This is a genomic window from Micrococcus sp. HSID17227 (assembly GCF_003989405.1).
GTDB classification, from domain to species: Bacteria; Actinomycetota; Actinomycetes; order Actinomycetales; family Micrococcaceae; genus Micrococcus; species Micrococcus luteus.
In genome coordinates this window covers 1-15,107 of the sequence record NZ_RBLN01000034.1, presented here as the reverse complement: position 1 = coordinate 15,107, position 15,107 = coordinate 1, and the positions used below count along the sequence as shown (strand labels likewise).

Genomic DNA, 15,107 nt, shown 5'->3' with positions numbered 1-15,107 from the left:
GCTGGCCGTGGCGGGTCTGCTGGCCGTCCCGCGCACCCGGCGCGCGGGCGGACGCGCCGCGCAGGCGCTCTTCCTCGGCGTGTGGCCCGGCAATGCGTGGATGGCCTGGCAGTGGCGACGCCGGCCCTGGCCGGCGCAACTGGTCTCCCTCGGGCGGCTGCCCCTGCAGGTCCCCCTGATCCGCGCGGCCGGCCGGGTGGCGCGCAGCTGACCACTGCCGGCCCGCACCCCGACGACGCCGTCCCCACACCTTCGCGCTGAAGGTGTGGGGCCGGTCTCGTGCGAGCCGGGAGGGCTCAGTCGAACTGCGGATCCGTGGTGCGGGCCCGCTTGATCTCGTAGAAGTACGGGAAGTCGGCCAGGGCGACGGCGCCGTCGAAGATGCGGCCCGCCTCCTCGCCGCGCGGGATGCGGGTCATCACGGGACCGAAGAAGGCCGTGCCGTTGAACGCCACGACAGGCGTGCCGACGTCGTTGCCCACGAGGTCCTCCGCCTCCTTCTGGCTGGCGCGCAGCTGCTCGTCGGCCACGTCGGTGCGGGCGGCGTCCAGGATGTCCGCGTCGTGGCCGAGCTCCTCGAGGGCCTCGGCCACCACGGCCTCGTAGTCCGTGCGGCCCTGCTCGTGGATGCGGGTGCCGACCGCGGTGTACCACGGGCCGAGCGCCTCGGCACCGTGCCGCTCGCGCACCTGCACGGCGGCGCGGGCCGGCAGCCAGGCCTTCTCGAGGCGGGCCAGGTAGCCGGGGTCCAGGTCGCGGCCCTCGTTCAGGACGGCGAGCGACATGATCTTGAAGACCACCCGCACGTCGCGCACCTTCTGGACCTCCAGGATCCACCGGGAGGTGATCCAGGCGAACGGGCACGTGGCATCGAAATAGAAGTCGACGGTGGGCTGCTGCGTGGTGTCGGTCATGCTGTGCTCCTTGCGGTCAGGGAGCCGTCTCGGCTCCGGTCGGTCCTGCTGGGCGACGGCGGTCAGGCGCTCCGGCCGCGTCGACGTCGTTCCACCTCGGCCGGGATGAGCGTGGGCTCGGCCTCGCCGCGCACCACGTCCCCGGAGATGACGACCGTGCCCACGTCCGAGCGGGAGGGCAGCTCGAACATCACGGGCTTGAGGACGTTCTCCATGATGGAACGCAGGCCGCGGGCGCCGGTGCCGCGGGCCTCGGCCTGGGCGACGACGGCGTCCAGGGCGTCCTGCTCGAACTCGAGCTCCACGCCGTCCATGAGGAACATCTTCTGGTACTGCTTGAGCAGGGCGTTCTTCGGTTCGGTCAGCACCCGCACGAGCTGTTCGTGCGTGAGGTCCTCGACGGTGGTGATCACGGGCAGGCGGCCGATGAACTCGGGGATGAGGCCGAACTTCAACAGGTCCTCCGGCCGCACGTCCGCGTAGGTGACGTCCCCCGCGCCCAGGTGGTTCAGGGGCGCGCCGAACCCGATGCCCTTGCGGCCGGCGCGGGAACCGATGATCTCGTCCAGGCCCGCGAACGCGCCCGCCACGATGAACAGCACGTTGGACGTGTCGATCTGCAGAAACTCCTGGTGGGGGTGCTTGCGTCCGCCCTGCGGCGGCACCGACGCCACCGTTCCCTCGAGGATCTTCAGCAGGGCCTGCTGCACGCCCTCGCCGGAGACGTCCCGGGTGATGGAGGGGTTCTCGGACTTCCGCGAGATCTTGTCGATCTCGTCGATGTAGATGATGCCCTGCTCGGCCTTCTTCACGTCGTAGTCCGCGGCCTGGATGAGCTTGAGGAGGATGTTCTCCACGTCCTCGCCCACATAGCCGGCCTCGGTGAGGCTGGTGGCGTCCGCGACCGCGAACGGGACGTTGAGCCGCCGGGCGAGGGTCTGCGCGAGATACGTCTTGCCGGAGCCGGTGGGGCCGACCATGAGGATGTTCGACTTGCCGACCTCGACGTCCGCCAGGTCGTCCCGCTCGGTGAGGCGGTCGGCCAGGTCACCGCTCCGCGCCTGCGGCCCACGCACGCGCTTGTAGTGGTTGTACACGGCGACGGCGAGGGAACGCTTGGCCGCCTCCTGGCCGATCACGAAGCTCTCGAGGTGGTCGAAGATCTCCTGCGGGGTGGGCAGGACGGTCTCGTCCGCCTCCGCCGCCTCGCCGAGCTCCTCCTCGATGATCTCGTTGCACAGCTCGATGCACTCGTCGCAGATGTAGACACCCGGGCCGGCGATGAGCTTGCGCACCTGCTTCTGGCTCTTCCCGCAGAACGAGCATTTCAGCAGGTCAGCGCTCTCTCCGATACGCGCCATGGTGGTACTCCTCGGGGGCCGGGCGGAGACGTCCGCCCCGCGCGGGCGGCGTCGCTGTCAGATTCCGTCCAGCATACGGCCGTGGACGGACACGTTAAGGGACCGGGTCCCCGGTCGGCGTCGAGGGGTCCGGCCGCGCGGCCGGACCCCTCGGCGGGCGTCGTCGGTCAGGCGGACGGGCGGGTGATCTTGCGGGAGGCGAGGACCTCGTCCACAAGGCCGTACTCGAGGGCCTGCTCGGCCGAGAGGAACTTGTCCCGGTCGATGTCCTGCGAGACCTCCTCGGGCGTGCGGTTGGTGAGGGAGGCCAGCGTCTCCTCCATCCACACGCGCATCCGGTTGATCTCCTGGGCGTGGATCTCCAGGTCCGTGGCGGTGCCGCGGTCGCCCTGCATCGCCGGCTGGTGGATCAGCACGCGCGCGTTGGGCAGCGCCAGACGCTTGCCGGGGGCGCCCGCGGCCAGCAGCACGGCCGCGGCGGAGGCGGCCTGGCCCAGGCACACGGTCTGCACCTCGGGGCGGATGAACTGCATGGTGTCGTAGATCGCCGTCATGGCCGTGAACGAGCCGCCCGGCGAGTTGATGTACAGGGTGATGTCACGCTCGGAGTCCATCGCCTCGAGCACGAGCAGCTGGGCCATCACGTCGTCGGCCGACGCGTCGTCCACCTGCGCGCCGAGGAAGACGATGCGGTCCTCGAAGAGCTTGGCGTAGGGGTCCTGGCGCTTGAAGCCGTAGGGGGTGCGCTCCTCGAACTGCGGGAGGATGTAGCGCGCGTCCGGCGTGGGCAGGGAGGGCATCCCGGTGGGGAGCCCGGCGGGGAACTGGGTCATTCTTGGTCTCCTGGAGAGGGTCGGGACGGTCCGGGCCGGGCTCAGCCCCGGACGCCGCCGCCGCCGGTCACGGACGCGGCACGGTCGGCGATGTGGTCGATGAAGCCGTACTCGAGGGCCTCCTGCGCGGTGAACCACTTGTCACGCGCGTTGTCCTCGAGGATGGTCTCCACGGACTGGCCGGTCTGCTCGGCGGTCAGCTCCGCCATCACCTGCTTCATGTGCAGGATCAGCTGGGCCTGGATGCGGATGTCCGACTCGGTGCCGCCGATGCCGCCGGAGGGCTGGTGCATCAGCACGCGGGCGTGGGGGGTGGCGTAGCGCTTGCCCTTGGTGCCCGAGGCGAGCAGGAACTGGCCCATGGACGCGGCGAGGCCGGTGGCCACCGTCACGACGTCGTTGGGGATGTACTGCATCGTGTCGTAGATCGCCATGCCCGCGGTGACGGAGCCGCCCGGGGAGTTGATGTACAGGTAGATGTCCTTCTCCGTGTCCTCGGCCGAGAGCAGGAGCAGCTGGGAGCAGATCGCGTTGGCGTTGTCGTCACGGACGTCCTCGCCCAGCCAGACGATGCGCGACTTCAGCAGCTGGGTGTAGAGGAAATCCTCGCGCTGCGCCGGGTCCACCGAACGCATGCTGGGGGTGATGTCGGTCATCACTTCCGCCTTCCTGTCGAGATGTCCACGGGCCCCCCGAACGGCGGCCGCTCGCGCGGACGGACGGGTCCCTGATCGAGTCCGACACTAGCCGGGCGTCCGGGCCAGCGCGCGGGACGCCGTCGGCGTTTCGCTGTTGGCGCAGGTTGTCGCGGGCCCTGCCCGGGGCCGCCCACCGTGACCTCGGGACGACGACGGCGCCCCCGCCGGCGTGGTCGGGGGCGCCGTCGTCGTGGCTCGGCGGGGGTGCGCCCCCACCGGCCGGGATCAGGCCTGCTCGGCCGCCTCGGCGCCCTCTGCCTCGGTCGCCTCGGCCTCAGCGTCGAGGGCCTCCTGGCCGCCCGGGGTCACGAACGCCGTGAGGTCCACGGCCTTGCCGTCGGTGTCGGTGACCTCGGCGTACTCGAGGACCTTGGCCAGGGCCTTGCGGCGGCGGACCTCGCCCATGATCATCGGGATCTGCCCGCCCTGGTCGAGCATCATGGCGAACTGGTTCGGGTCCATGCCGTACTCGGAGGAGGTGGCGATGATGTACTCGATCAGCTCACCCTGGTCGACCGTGACCTCCTCGGCCTCGGCGACCTCGTCCAGGATGATCTCGTTGGCGAACGCCTCGCGGGTGTTCTGCTCGAGCTCGGCACGGTGCTCGGCGGTGTCGTGGTCGTCGCCCGCGGTGTGGCCGCCGGCGGAGAAGTGCTGCTCGACCTGCTCGGCGATGACGCCGTCCGGCACCGGGACCTCGACGAGCTTGGCCAGCTCCTCGAGGACCTTGTCGCGGGCCTCGACGCCCTGGCGGTTCACGGCCTCCTCGGCGGCCTGCTTCTTCAGGTCCTCCTTGAGCTCGGCGATGGTGTCGAACTCGGAGGCCAGCTGGGCGAACTCGTCGTCGGCCTCGGGCAGCTCGCGCTCCTTGACGGCCGTCAGCTCCAGCTTGACCACGGCGGTCTCGCCGTCATGCTCGCCGCCGTTGAGCGTGGTCTCGAAGGTGGCGTCCTCGCCGGCGGACAGGCCGTCGAGGGCCTCGTCGATGCCCTCGAGCATGGTGCCGGCGCCCACCTGGTAGGACAGGCCCTCGGCCTGGTCGACCTGCTCGCCGTCGACCGTGGCGGTCAGGTTCATCGTGACGAAGTCGTCCTGGGCGGCCGGGCGGTCCACGTCCTTGAGGGAGCCGAAGCGCGAGCGCAGGGCGTCGAGGGCCTTCTGCTCGTCCTCCTCGGTGGCCTGGGCGGGCTCCACCGTCACCTTGAGGCCCTTGTAGTCGGGCAGCTCGATGGTCGGGCGCACGTCGAACTCGGCGGTGAAGACCGCCGGGCCCTCGGCGTTCTCCGCGTCCGGGGTGGCGGTCACGTCGACCTCGGGGCGGGAGATCGGGGTGAGCTCAGCCTCGGCGATGGCGGCGGAGAACCAGGTGTTCAGACCCTCGTTGACGGCCTGGTCCACGACGACCTCGCGGCCGAAGCGCTGCTCGATCAGACGCGCCGGGATCTTGCCCTGGCGGAAGCCCGGGATCTGCACCTGGTTGGCGATGTCCTTGAACGCCTTGTCCAGGGCGGGCTTCACCTCCTCGAACGGCACCTCGACGGTCAGCTTGACGCGGGTCGGGCTGAGGTTCTCTGCGGTGGACTTGACCACGGATGACTCCTGTTGGTGGTGGTGGATGGTCTTGACGTCGAGTCGGGGTGACAGGATTTGAACCTGCGGCCTCACGCTCCCAAAGCGCGCGCTCTACCAAGCTGAGCTACACCCCGCCGTCGTCCCCGACGCCGGCGGGCTCACGCGGTGGAGGCTCGCCGGACACCCGAGGGACTGCCCGAGGGCAGACTGTGGAATCCTAGCGCGCCGTCTCGCGCCCCGCGAAAAGCCGCGACCGCCGGCCCGTGAAGCCGTCCATCGTGGCGTTGACCCCGAGGACGTCCATCGCGCGGTCGAAGACGGGCGCCGGCAGGGCGCGCAGGGGGGCGATCAGGCCGACGGCGCGCGGCAGCAGCAGACGCGTGCGGCCGGCCTCGACGGCGTCCAACACCTCCTGCGCCACGTGGTGCGGATCCAACACGGGCAGCAGCCAGGGCACCCGGCTGCGCACGCCCGCGAACATCCCCGTGTCGACGTAGAAGGGGCAGACGGCCAGGGAGGTGACGCGGCTGCCGTCCTTGCGCAGCTCCGCGGCGAGGGACTCGGCGAAGCCGACCGCGGCGTGCTTGGTGGCGGAATAGTCCGTCTGACGTGCGACGCCGACCAACCCCGCGGCCGAGGCCACCGTGACCACGGCCCCGCGGTCCCGGGCCCGCATTCCGGGCAGGACCGCCCGGGTCAGCCAGTACGGCGCGAGTGCGTTCACCTCGAAGGTGCGGCGGATGCCCTCCTCCGTGGCGTCCTCGAGGGGCGCGCCTGTCACGACGCCCGCGTTGTTCACGGCGACGTCCACCTCTCCGGCGCCGGCGGCGGCGGCCTCGACGGTGGCCGCATCCGTCACGTCCACGCGCTCGGCCCGGGCGTCCGCGCCCTGAGACCGGATCTCGGCGGCGACGGCCTCAACCCCCTGCAGGTCGAGGTCCCAGACGACCACGCGGCCCGCGCCGCGGTGGGCTGCCCCCAGGGCGATCAGTCGGCCGATGCCGGACGCGCCGCCCGTCACGAGGACGGTCGCGCCGCGCAGAGACAGGGGATGACGGCCGGCGAGGGCGGACGCGGCCCTGCGGAGGGCGGGACGGGAGCCGTGCATCGTGCCTCTTCCCCCACGGCCGACGCGGGCCCGCCGTGATACGGTGTCAGCCGCTGGTCCGCGCCGAGCGCGGCCCCGCGGGGATGTAGCTCAATGGTAGAGCCCCAGTCTTCCAAACTGGCTACGCGGGTTCGATTCCCGTCATCCCCTCCGGACCTGATGAGCCGGGTCATCGTGTGCACACGATGGCCCGGCTCATGACTTTTTCGGGTGGGTCGTCGTCCGCGCCGGTTCCTTGACCGCTGTGCCCGGTCGGGCCTGCTACAGGCCCCTCAGCTCTGACAGGTGAGGCACCGGTAGAGCTTCCGGGCCGCCATCTCCTCCACCACGATCGTCTCGCGCCCGCACACGAGGCAGGCCAGGCCCTGCCGCTGGTACACGTAGTTCGCGTGCTCGGGCCACGCGGCCTCGGCGGGCACCCCGGGCCGGTGCTCCGGCCGGGTGGTGACGATCCGCCCGAGCCGCACGCCCTCCCGCATCAGCGCGGCGTTGTCCGCCCAGAGGAATGCCAGGTCCGGTGCAGAGACCTCCCGGGCCGGCCGCCACGGGTCGATGCCGGCGCGGAACAGCGCCTCGGCCCGGAAGATGTTGCCGATCCCGCTGACGGCCCCCTGGTCCATCAGCACGACACCGATCGGCCGTCGTGTCCGCCGTGCGAGGTCGTAGAACGGCGCGGGATCGTCGTCGTTGAGCGGATCCGGGCCGAGACCGGCGACGACATCGGCAGCCTCGGCCCGGGTGAGTGCGCGGCACCGGCTCGCGCCGATCAGGTCGGCCCAGCCGTACTCGGCGCGCAGTCGCAGCCGGACCGTGGAGGCCGGCGGCGGGGGCTGGACCCAGCCGTCGGCGTCGCGGTCGGGCTCGGCGGCCGGGGCGCCGTCGTCGTGGACCTCCCGCTCGCCGATCCGGCGGGGTGCGCCGATCGAGGACGCGGCCGCGAAGTCCTGATCCCCGCCGAAGGTCCACGCCCCGTACATGCCCAGGTGCACGTGGAGCACGTGGCCGCCGGAGACGTCGGCGAAGAAGTGCTTGCCGTGGGCCCGGGCGCGCTCGAGGACCTGGCCGTCGAGCAGGGCGGCCCCCTCGGCGAAGCGGCCCTGCGGACTCGTGGCGCGGATCCGGCGTCCGCCGAAGACGTCGGTGAACTGGCGCGCGAGACGGTGGACGGAGTGGCCCTCAGGCACTCACATCAGCACCTCTCCGGTGGTCTCGTAGTGCGCGATCTTCGCGATGCGGCGCACGTGGCGCTCGTCCTGGGAGAACGGTTCGGTCAGGAAGGCCTCGATGAGCTCGGTGGCCTCCTCGAGCGAGTGCTGCCGACCGCCGACGGCCACGACGTTCGCGTCGTTGTGCTGGCGGGCCAGCCGCGCCGTGTCCAGGTTCCAGGCCAGGGCGGCGCGGACGCCGACCACCTTGTTGGCGGCGATCTGCTCGCCGTTGCCGGAGCCGCCCAGCACGATGCCGAGCGAGTCGAGTCCCTGCTCGCGGTCGGCGACGACGGCGCGGGCGGCGTTGATGCAGAAGCCCGGGTAGTCGTCCTGCGGGTCGTACTCGGTGGGTCCGTGGTCCACCATCTCGTAGCCGGCGGCGGTGAGGTGCTCCACCAGGTGGGCGGACAGCTCCATGCCGGCGTGGTCGGTGGCGATGTGGACGCGCATGCGCAGACTCCTCCAGAAGGACGACGGTCGGGTGGGGTCAGTCTACGGACGACCCCACCCGGCCTCCTGCTCCCGGGGCGGGCCGGCTCAGATCAGCGCGACCGATCGCTTGGGCTCGCGCACCGGCATGGGCTCGGGATCCTCGCTCGCCGAGGAGAGGAAGCCCTCCCCGGTGAAGTGGCCGTTGCGGGCGCGGAAGTCGTAGGCGTAGTCGGGCCAGATCAGCGTCAACTTGCCAGAGCGGGGGTCCACGTACCAGGAGTGGCAGCCGCCGTCCACGAGCCACACCGAGGTGGCGGCCCGCTCCTGGAGACGGTCCACGTAGTCCTCCTGGGCAAGTGCCTCGGGGACCATCGTCCGGATTCCCTCGTGATCCGCCCGGTCCAGGGCCTCCACGATGTACGCGATCTGCGACTCGATGATGTAGACGATCGAGTTGTGCCCCAGCGAGGTGTTCGGCCCGTTGATGGCGAACAGATTCGGGAATCCCGCCACGGCCGTGGAGTCGAACGCCGCCATGCCGCTGCTCCAGTGATCGGCCAGGGAACGGCCCTCACCGTCGTGGACGCGCTCGGCGAACGGCGGCTGGGCCGCCTCGAAGCCGGTGCAGAGGACGACGACGTCGACCTCGTACCCGTGACCGCTCACGCCGAACAGCCGGCTCCCCTCGACGCGGTCCAGCGCGCTGTCCTCCAGGGTGACGTTGTCCCGGGCCATGGCCGGGTAGTAGTCGTTGGAGACGAGCACCCGCTTGCAGCCCGGCAGGTACCGCGGCGTGAGGCGCTCGCGGAGCTCGGGGTCGGAGACCGCGGCGGCCAGGTGCCCGAGGGCCTGGGCCCGGACCTGGTCCAGTGCGGCCGGCACACCGCGGCGCTGGGCATAGCTCGACTCGGCGAACCAGAAGATGTCATCGCGCTCGCGCTGCATGGTGTGCGGGGCGCGCTCGAACATGCGCCGCACGGCCGCGGAATACGGCTTGACCACGCGCGGGGTGACCCACGCGGGGGTGCGCTGGAAGACGACGAGCTCGGCCGCCGTCGCCGCCAGCTCGGGGATGACCTGGATCGCGGAGGCGCCGGTGCCGACGACGGCGACACGCTTGCCCTCCAGGTCCACCGTGTGGTCCCAGCGGGCGGAATGGATGACCTCGCCCTCGAAGGCGTCGAGACCCGGGACGTCCGGCAGGCGGGGGTCGGCGAGGTGCCCGGTGCCCATGATGAGCCAGCGTGCCGTGTAGGTCCCGCGCGGGGTCCGCACCGTCCACCGCTCCGTCTCGGGGTCCCAGTGCGCTTCGAGCATGTCCGCCCCGAGACGCAGGTGCGGGGTGAGGCCCTCGTCCTCGGAGAAGCGCACGAGGTAGTCCTGGATCTCCGGGCCCGGCGTGTAGAAGCCCGACCACTGCGGGTTCGGGGCGAAGGAGAAGCCGTAGAGGTGGCTCGGGACATCGCATGCGGCGCCCGGGTAGGTGTTGTCCCTCCAGGTCCCGCCGACCTGCTGGGCGCGGTCCAGGATGAGGAAGTCCTCGCGGCCGCGACGCCGCAGCTGGGCGCCCATGCCGAGGCCGGCGAATCCGGAGCCGATGATGAGGATCTCGGCGGACTCGTCGCGCGGTGCGGGGCGCACGTCGGTGGTGGTGGTCGTGGTGGTGGTCATGGCTGGCCCCTCTCTCAGGCGTGGGTCTCGGGGATGATCGCGCCGGCCGGGTGGCGGTCGGGCTCGCGCAGGTGCAGGTCGACGATCTGCATGAGTTCGGCCGGGCGCTCGAGGAAGAAGGCGTGGCCGCTCGTCATGGTCGTCAGCCGTGCGTCGTCGATGATGCCGAGCAGCTCGTACTGGTGATGGGGCGGGACCATGATGTCCTCGGCACAGGAGACGATCAGTGTCCGCGCGGTGACGGCGGAGAGACGGTCGGCGACGTCCACGCGGGCGTTCAGGTCCATCTGCCGGGCGGTGAACTCGTCCGCGGTCAGGGAGGCGAGCGCCCCGTCGAGCATGGCCGGGGTCAGGGAGCGCAGGGCCAGCGGGGACAGGCCGCAGAAGGCCGTGTAACGGGCCAGGGCATCAGGGCTCGTGGCGTACAGGTGCCGCCAGACCTCGTTGCGCAGGCGCTGGTGGACATCCGTCGTCGCCCAGCCGGCCACGAGCACGAGGTTCTCCACGCGGCGACCGAGATCGGCGGCCAGCTGCCCGGCGACGACGGCGCCGAGCGAGTAGCCCAGCAGGTCGAAGGCGGCGTCGGAGCCGAGGAGCTCGTCGACGGCGGCCCGCACCTGGCCGACCAGCAGGTCGACGGTCAGGTCTGCGGCGGGGTCGGCCGTCGGCGCCCAGTCGACGGCGATGACGCGCGTCCGCGTGGCCATCATCGGGAACAGGTGGCCGAAGTGCGAGGCGGTCGTCCCGCCCGTGCCGTGGACCAGCACGAGAGGCCGGTCGAGCTCCCCGGGCGTCACCGAGTCGTGGCAGGTGACGGAAGCACCGTCCACGCTGACGGTGCGCGTGACGGTCGATGCGGTCAGTGGCATGGGGCTCCTCCTGGATACCAATATGTGGACTATTGGACCCGACACCCGCGATGCGACGCACCCTACATGTCCCAGCATGGCGTGTTCATTTCTCATAATGCAAGCAGGGGCGGCAATCATTGAGTCCATCAGATGGAACTGGCTCCGACGCCGGAGCTGCGGCACGATGGACCGGTGACCCCTCTGACCCCACCCACCGGCGTCCTGCCCCGCGCCGCCCTCGTGATGCGCCTGCTGCACGAGGCCGGACCCGCCGGCCTGCGGCTGAGCCAGCTCGTCCAGCGGACGGGCCTGCCCCAGCCCACCGCCCATCGACTGCTGGCCGACCTGGCGGAGGAGGGTGCCGTGACCCGGCGCGGAGCCGCCTATGCACTCGGTGATCGGTGGGGCCCGGTCGGATTCGAACCGGTGACGCCGCGGTGCCTGATCGAACGCGAGGGCAGCCGGGCCGTGGTCCAGGCCGCCGCGGACGAGCTGGGGGACACGGTCTACCTGGCGGCACGGGTTGCGGGCGGAGTGGCCTACCTCCTGCGATGCGACGGCGACTCCCCCGTGCGCGTCTTCACCGTGGAGGTCGGCGAGGTCAAACGGCTTGCCGCCGGGTACGCCGGCATCGCGCTCCTGGCCTCCCTGCCGCCCGAGCGCCGGCGAGCGGAAGTGGACGCGGTCGTCGCCCGGCCTCCCCGCCGCTGGAACCTGACGGATGACGGGGCCCTGCACGACCTGCTGGACACCCTGCTGCGTCAGATGGACGAGCAGGGGTGGTGCGGCGGTGTGCCGGTCGTGCCCGGGGTGGCCGGAGTCGCCTGTGGCGTTCCGGCGCGGACGGGAGGCATCCCCCAGGTGTCCCTCACGGCCTCGGCGGCCGAGCAGCGGATGCCACCCGGACGCGTGCCCGAGGTGGCTGAGGTGCTGCGTGCGGCGGCGACCCGACTGGCCGAGATCGGGGGCTGAGCAGGTCGACCGGCCCGCCCCGAGACGCGCCGCTCACGACGCTCGGGCCAGGTGGCACACTGGGGAGCACCGTGCCATGGCCCCCGTCACAGGCGCCCGGCCGTGCCGCATCCGCCCGACCCCAGGAGGAGTCCGACCGTGACCACCGCCGCCGCCATGAACATCACCCGCGAAGAGGCCGCCGCGCGCGCGGCCGCCCTCACCGTGGACGCGTACGAGGTGAGCCTGGACCTCACCCGCGGCGCAGAGCACTTCCACACGGCCACCACCGTGACGTTCGCGGCCACGCAGGACGCGGTGGGCACCCACACGTGGATCGACTTCGTGGCCGGGCAGGCTCCCACGGTGACCCTCAACGGCGAGGCGCTGGACGTGGCGGACTTCGACGGCGCCCGACTGCGGATCGGCCCGCTGGCGGCGCAGAACACCCTCGTGGTCGACGGGCTCGGGGACTACAGCAACACCGGCGAGGGCCTGCACCGGTTCGTGGACCCCGTGGACCAGGAGGTCTATCTCTACACCCAGTTCGAGGTGCCCGATTCCCGCCGCATGTTCGCGGTGTTCGAGCAGCCCGACCTCAAGGCCGCGTTCCGCTTCACCGTGACCGCGCCGGCACACTGGGCCGTGGTGTCCAACCAGCCGGAGGACTCCCGCCGCACCCTCGGCGTCGTGGCGAACGAGGAGAACCTGCAGGGCGTGGACGCCGCGGTCTGGGAGTTCACCCCCACCCCGCGCATCTCCTCCTACATCACCGCGCTCGTCGCCGGCCCGTACGCCTCCGTGCATTCGGAGCTGACCAGCGCGGACGGCCGCACGATCCCCCTCGGCGTCTACTGCCGCGCGTCACTGGTGGAGCACCTGGACGCGGAGAACGTCTTCGAGCTCACCCGCCAGGGCTTCGAGTTCTTCGAGGCCCAGTACGGCCACGCCTACCCGTTCGAGAAGTACGACCAGCTGTTCGTGCCCGAGTTCAACGCCGGCGCGATGGAGAACGCCGGCTGTGTGACCTTCCTCGAGTCGTACGTCTTCCGCGGGACCGTGCCGGAGGCGCTGATCGAGCGCCGCGCCATCACCATCCTCCACGAGCTGGCCCACATGTGGTTCGGCGACCTCGTGACCATGCGCTGGTGGAACGACCTGTGGCTCAACGAGTCCTTCGCCGAGTTCATGTCCACGCTCGCCGCCGCCGAGAACACGCAGTACACCAGCGCCTGGACCACCTTCTCCTCCATGGAGAAGAACTGGGCCTACCGCCAGGATCAGCTCTCGTCCACGCACCCCATCAAGGCCCGGATCCGCGACCTCGACGATGTGCTCGTCAACTTCGACGGCATCACCTACGCCAAGGGCGCCTCCGTGCTGCGCCAGCTCGTGGCCTGGGTGGGCCAGGAGAACTTCATGGCCGGCGTCCGCGCGTACATCGCCCAGCACGCGTGGGGCAACACCGAGCTGCCGGACCTCATGTCCGAGCTCGAGGCGGCTTCCGGCCGCGACCTGTCCGAGTGGACCCGCGTGTGGCTCGAGACCTCGGGCGTGAACACGCTGCGCACGGAGGTGGAGACGGATGAGGCCGGCACCATCACCGCGCTGCGCCTGCGCCAGAGCGCCCCGGACGGCTCGCCGTCGGCGCCTGGCGACGACGTGCTCCGCCCCCACCGCCTGGCCGTGGGCTTCTACGACGTGGACGAGGCCACCGGCCGCCTGACCCGCACCGAGCGCTTCGAACTCGACGTGGCCGGTGAGGTGACCGAGGTCGCCGAGGCCGTCGGCCGCCGTCGTCCCGCCGTGATCCTGCCCAACGACGACGACCTGGCCTACGCCAAGCTGCGCCTCGACGACGCCTCGTGGGAGGCCGCGTCCACCCGCCTGAAGGACGTGGACGGCTCGCTGGCGCGCACGCTGCTGTGGGGGGCGGCCTGGGACACCGTGCGCGACGGCGAGGCCTCCGCCGCCTGGTTCGTCGACCTCGTCCTGGCCAACGTCGGCCACGAGCGGGACTCGTCCGTGGTGCAGACGCTGCTGCGCCAGCTCGCGACGGCGATCGGCCTGTACCTGCCCGAGGACCAGGCCGAGGCCGTGCGGGTCGCGGCGGCCGACCGTCTGTGGGGCCTCGTCGCGGAGGCCGAGGACGGCTCGGACAACCAGCTGCAGTTCGTCAAGGCGTTCGCCCTGCACGCGCGCACCACGGCGCAGCTGGACCGCCTGGCGGCCCTCGTGGACGGCACCCGCACCGTGCCCGGGCTGGACCTCACCACGGACCTGCGCTGGGAGCTGCTCACCGCGCTGGTGGCGGCCGGCCACGCCGGGGAGGCCGAGATCGCCGCGGCCGAGCGCGCCGACGCGACCGCCACGGGCGCGCTCGCCGCGATCCAGGCCCGGGCCGCCGTGCCGACGGCCGAGGCCAAGCGCGCGGCCTGGGACCGAGTGATGGCCGGCGAGCTGTCCAACACGGAGCAGCGCCAGGCCCTGATCGGGTTCGCGCGGGTCCACGACGCCGCGCTGATCGCGCCCTTCGCGGACTCCTATTTCGAAGGCGTCGAGGCGATGTGGGACTCCCGTTCTCACGAGATGGCCGAGACCGCCGCGACGCTGGGCTACCCGACCGCCCAGGTCACCCGGGAGATCGCCGACCGCGCCACCGCCCTGTCCGAGCGGCTGGCCGGCACCCGCGCGGGGCTGTCCCGCGTCCTCGCCGAGGGCCGGGACGAGACCGTCCGCGCCCTGGCCGCGCGCGAGCACGCGACGGCGCACGTGCATCAGGTCCACGCCGGGGCCTGAGCCGGACGGCGGCTGACGCCTCTGCCGGCGCTTGCGGGGCGGTGCTGCTGGTGGGTATTCCACGGAAGATGCCCTCCAGCACCTCCCCGGCCGCTGTCGGGGCGCGGGCTGGCTAGGCTGGAACCCATGAAGCACACCTTCTCCCTGCGCACCGAGTGGACGGGCGACCGCGGCTCGGGCACCTCCGGCGTCCGCGACTACGACCGCTCCGTGGTGATCCAGGACGCCGCTGTCGGCGAGATCCAGGCCTCGGCCGCCCGCCCCTTCCGCGGCGACGACTCGAAGTGGAACCCGGAGACCCTCCTGCTCGGCGCGCTCGCCGAATGCCACGTGCTCTCGTACCTCCACGTCGCGGCGACCTCCGGGGTCGTGGTCACGGGGATGACGTGCGGGGCCGAGGGCGAGCTCGAGGTGGACGGCGACGGCGCCGGGCGGTTCACCACGATCACGCTGCGGCCCGAGGTCACGCTGCAGGACGAGGCCGACCGGGAGCGGGCCGAGGCCCTCCACGCCGAGGCGCACCGGCTGTGCTTCATCGCGAACTCGCTCTCGACCCCGGTCACCGTCGAGCCGGTCCGCCCCGAGGCCCTGCCCACCGGCACGCCGACGCTGCCGGACCACTCCGCGCGCCTGGGCGCCCCCCTGGCGGTGCTGCGGCCGCGCGTCGCCAAGGGCCCGTCCCGCGTGACGGGCCTGGCGGAGCGTCCCA

At 71.8% G+C, this 15,107-nt stretch carries 13 protein-coding genes, 2 tRNA genes and 1 pseudogene; 5 read left to right on the top strand and 11 right to left on the bottom strand.

Annotated features, from left to right (window positions below; genetic code table 11):
- Positions 1-211, top strand: a pseudogene (locus tag D8M29_RS03645) (hypothetical protein); the annotation flags it as partial.
- 85 nt (positions 212-296) lie between these two features.
- Here the strand turns inward: D8M29_RS03645 and D8M29_RS03640 are convergent.
- From D8M29_RS03640 to D8M29_RS03610, 7 genes are all read right to left on the bottom strand, one after another.
- Positions 297-914 carry a DsbA family protein gene (locus D8M29_RS03640; RefSeq protein WP_044659096.1) on the bottom strand — a complete coding sequence of 206 codons (618 nt, stop codon included), beginning with the start codon at positions 912-914 and terminating at the stop codon, positions 297-299.
- Positions 915-976: 62 nt separating this feature from the next.
- Complete coding sequence (gene clpX / locus D8M29_RS03635; RefSeq protein ID WP_060775624.1) at positions 977-2,275, bottom strand: ATP-dependent Clp protease ATP-binding subunit ClpX; 1,299 nt, start codon at positions 2,273-2,275, stop codon at positions 977-979.
- A gap of 167 nt (positions 2,276-2,442) precedes the next feature.
- Positions 2,443-3,108, bottom strand: a complete 666-nt coding sequence (locus tag D8M29_RS03630) for an ATP-dependent Clp protease proteolytic subunit (RefSeq protein WP_002855988.1) — start codon at positions 3,106-3,108, stop codon at positions 2,443-2,445.
- Positions 3,109-3,149: 41 nt separating this feature from the next.
- Positions 3,150-3,764 carry a ClpP family protease gene (locus D8M29_RS03625; protein ID WP_152743804.1) on the bottom strand — a complete coding sequence of 205 codons (615 nt, stop codon included), beginning with the start codon at positions 3,762-3,764 and terminating at the stop codon, positions 3,150-3,152.
- 267 nt (positions 3,765-4,031) lie between these two features.
- Positions 4,032-5,396, bottom strand: coding sequence for a trigger factor (tig, locus tag D8M29_RS03620; RefSeq protein ID WP_127445792.1), 1,365 nt, complete (start codon positions 5,394-5,396; stop codon positions 4,032-4,034).
- A gap of 42 nt (positions 5,397-5,438) precedes the next feature.
- Positions 5,439-5,512: transfer RNA gene (locus D8M29_RS03615), tRNA-Pro, on the bottom strand.
- A gap of 83 nt (positions 5,513-5,595) precedes the next feature.
- A complete protein-coding gene (locus tag D8M29_RS03610) occupies positions 5,596-6,486 on the bottom strand; it encodes an SDR family NAD(P)-dependent oxidoreductase (RefSeq protein WP_127435167.1) in 891 nt (296 codons plus the stop codon).
- Between the two features lie 79 nt (positions 6,487-6,565).
- Between D8M29_RS03610 and D8M29_RS03605 the strand changes: the two genes are divergently transcribed.
- A tRNA-Gly gene (locus D8M29_RS03605) sits at positions 6,566-6,636 on the top strand.
- Positions 6,637-6,758: 122 nt separating this feature from the next.
- Here D8M29_RS03605 and D8M29_RS03600 read toward each other — a convergent pair.
- The 4 genes from D8M29_RS03600 to D8M29_RS03585 form a co-directional block, all read right to left on the bottom strand.
- Complete coding sequence (locus D8M29_RS03600; protein WP_127435166.1) at positions 6,759-7,670, bottom strand: Fpg/Nei family DNA glycosylase; 912 nt, start codon at positions 7,668-7,670, stop codon at positions 6,759-6,761.
- The gene (locus tag D8M29_RS03595) at positions 7,671-8,144 is read right to left on the bottom strand and encodes a ribose-5-phosphate isomerase (RefSeq protein ID WP_119217347.1); all 474 of its coding nucleotides are present in this window, start codon (positions 8,142-8,144) and stop codon (positions 7,671-7,673) included.
- 87 nt (positions 8,145-8,231) lie between these two features.
- Positions 8,232-9,797, bottom strand: coding sequence for an NAD(P)/FAD-dependent oxidoreductase (locus D8M29_RS03590; protein ID WP_127435165.1), 1,566 nt, complete (start codon positions 9,795-9,797; stop codon positions 8,232-8,234).
- Between the two features lie 14 nt (positions 9,798-9,811).
- Entirely contained in the window at positions 9,812-10,666 is an 855-nt protein-coding gene (locus tag D8M29_RS03585; protein ID WP_161972208.1) for an alpha/beta fold hydrolase, read from the bottom strand.
- Between the two features lie 174 nt (positions 10,667-10,840).
- Between D8M29_RS03585 and D8M29_RS03580 the strand changes: the two genes are divergently transcribed.
- From D8M29_RS03580 to D8M29_RS03570, 3 genes are all read left to right on the top strand, one after another.
- Positions 10,841-11,620 carry an IclR family transcriptional regulator gene (locus tag D8M29_RS03580; protein WP_159228114.1) on the top strand — a complete coding sequence of 260 codons (780 nt, stop codon included), beginning with the start codon at positions 10,841-10,843 and terminating at the stop codon, positions 11,618-11,620.
- Positions 11,621-11,776: 156 nt separating this feature from the next.
- Positions 11,777-14,398 (top strand): aminopeptidase N, encoded by a 2,622-nt coding sequence (gene pepN, locus D8M29_RS03575; RefSeq protein ID WP_370450143.1) that lies wholly within the window; start codon positions 11,777-11,779, stop codon positions 14,396-14,398.
- 126 nt (positions 14,399-14,524) lie between these two features.
- Positions 14,525-15,107, top strand: a 583-nt coding sequence (locus D8M29_RS03570; RefSeq protein ID WP_148111514.1) for an OsmC family protein, incomplete at its 3' end; no start/stop codon positions are given.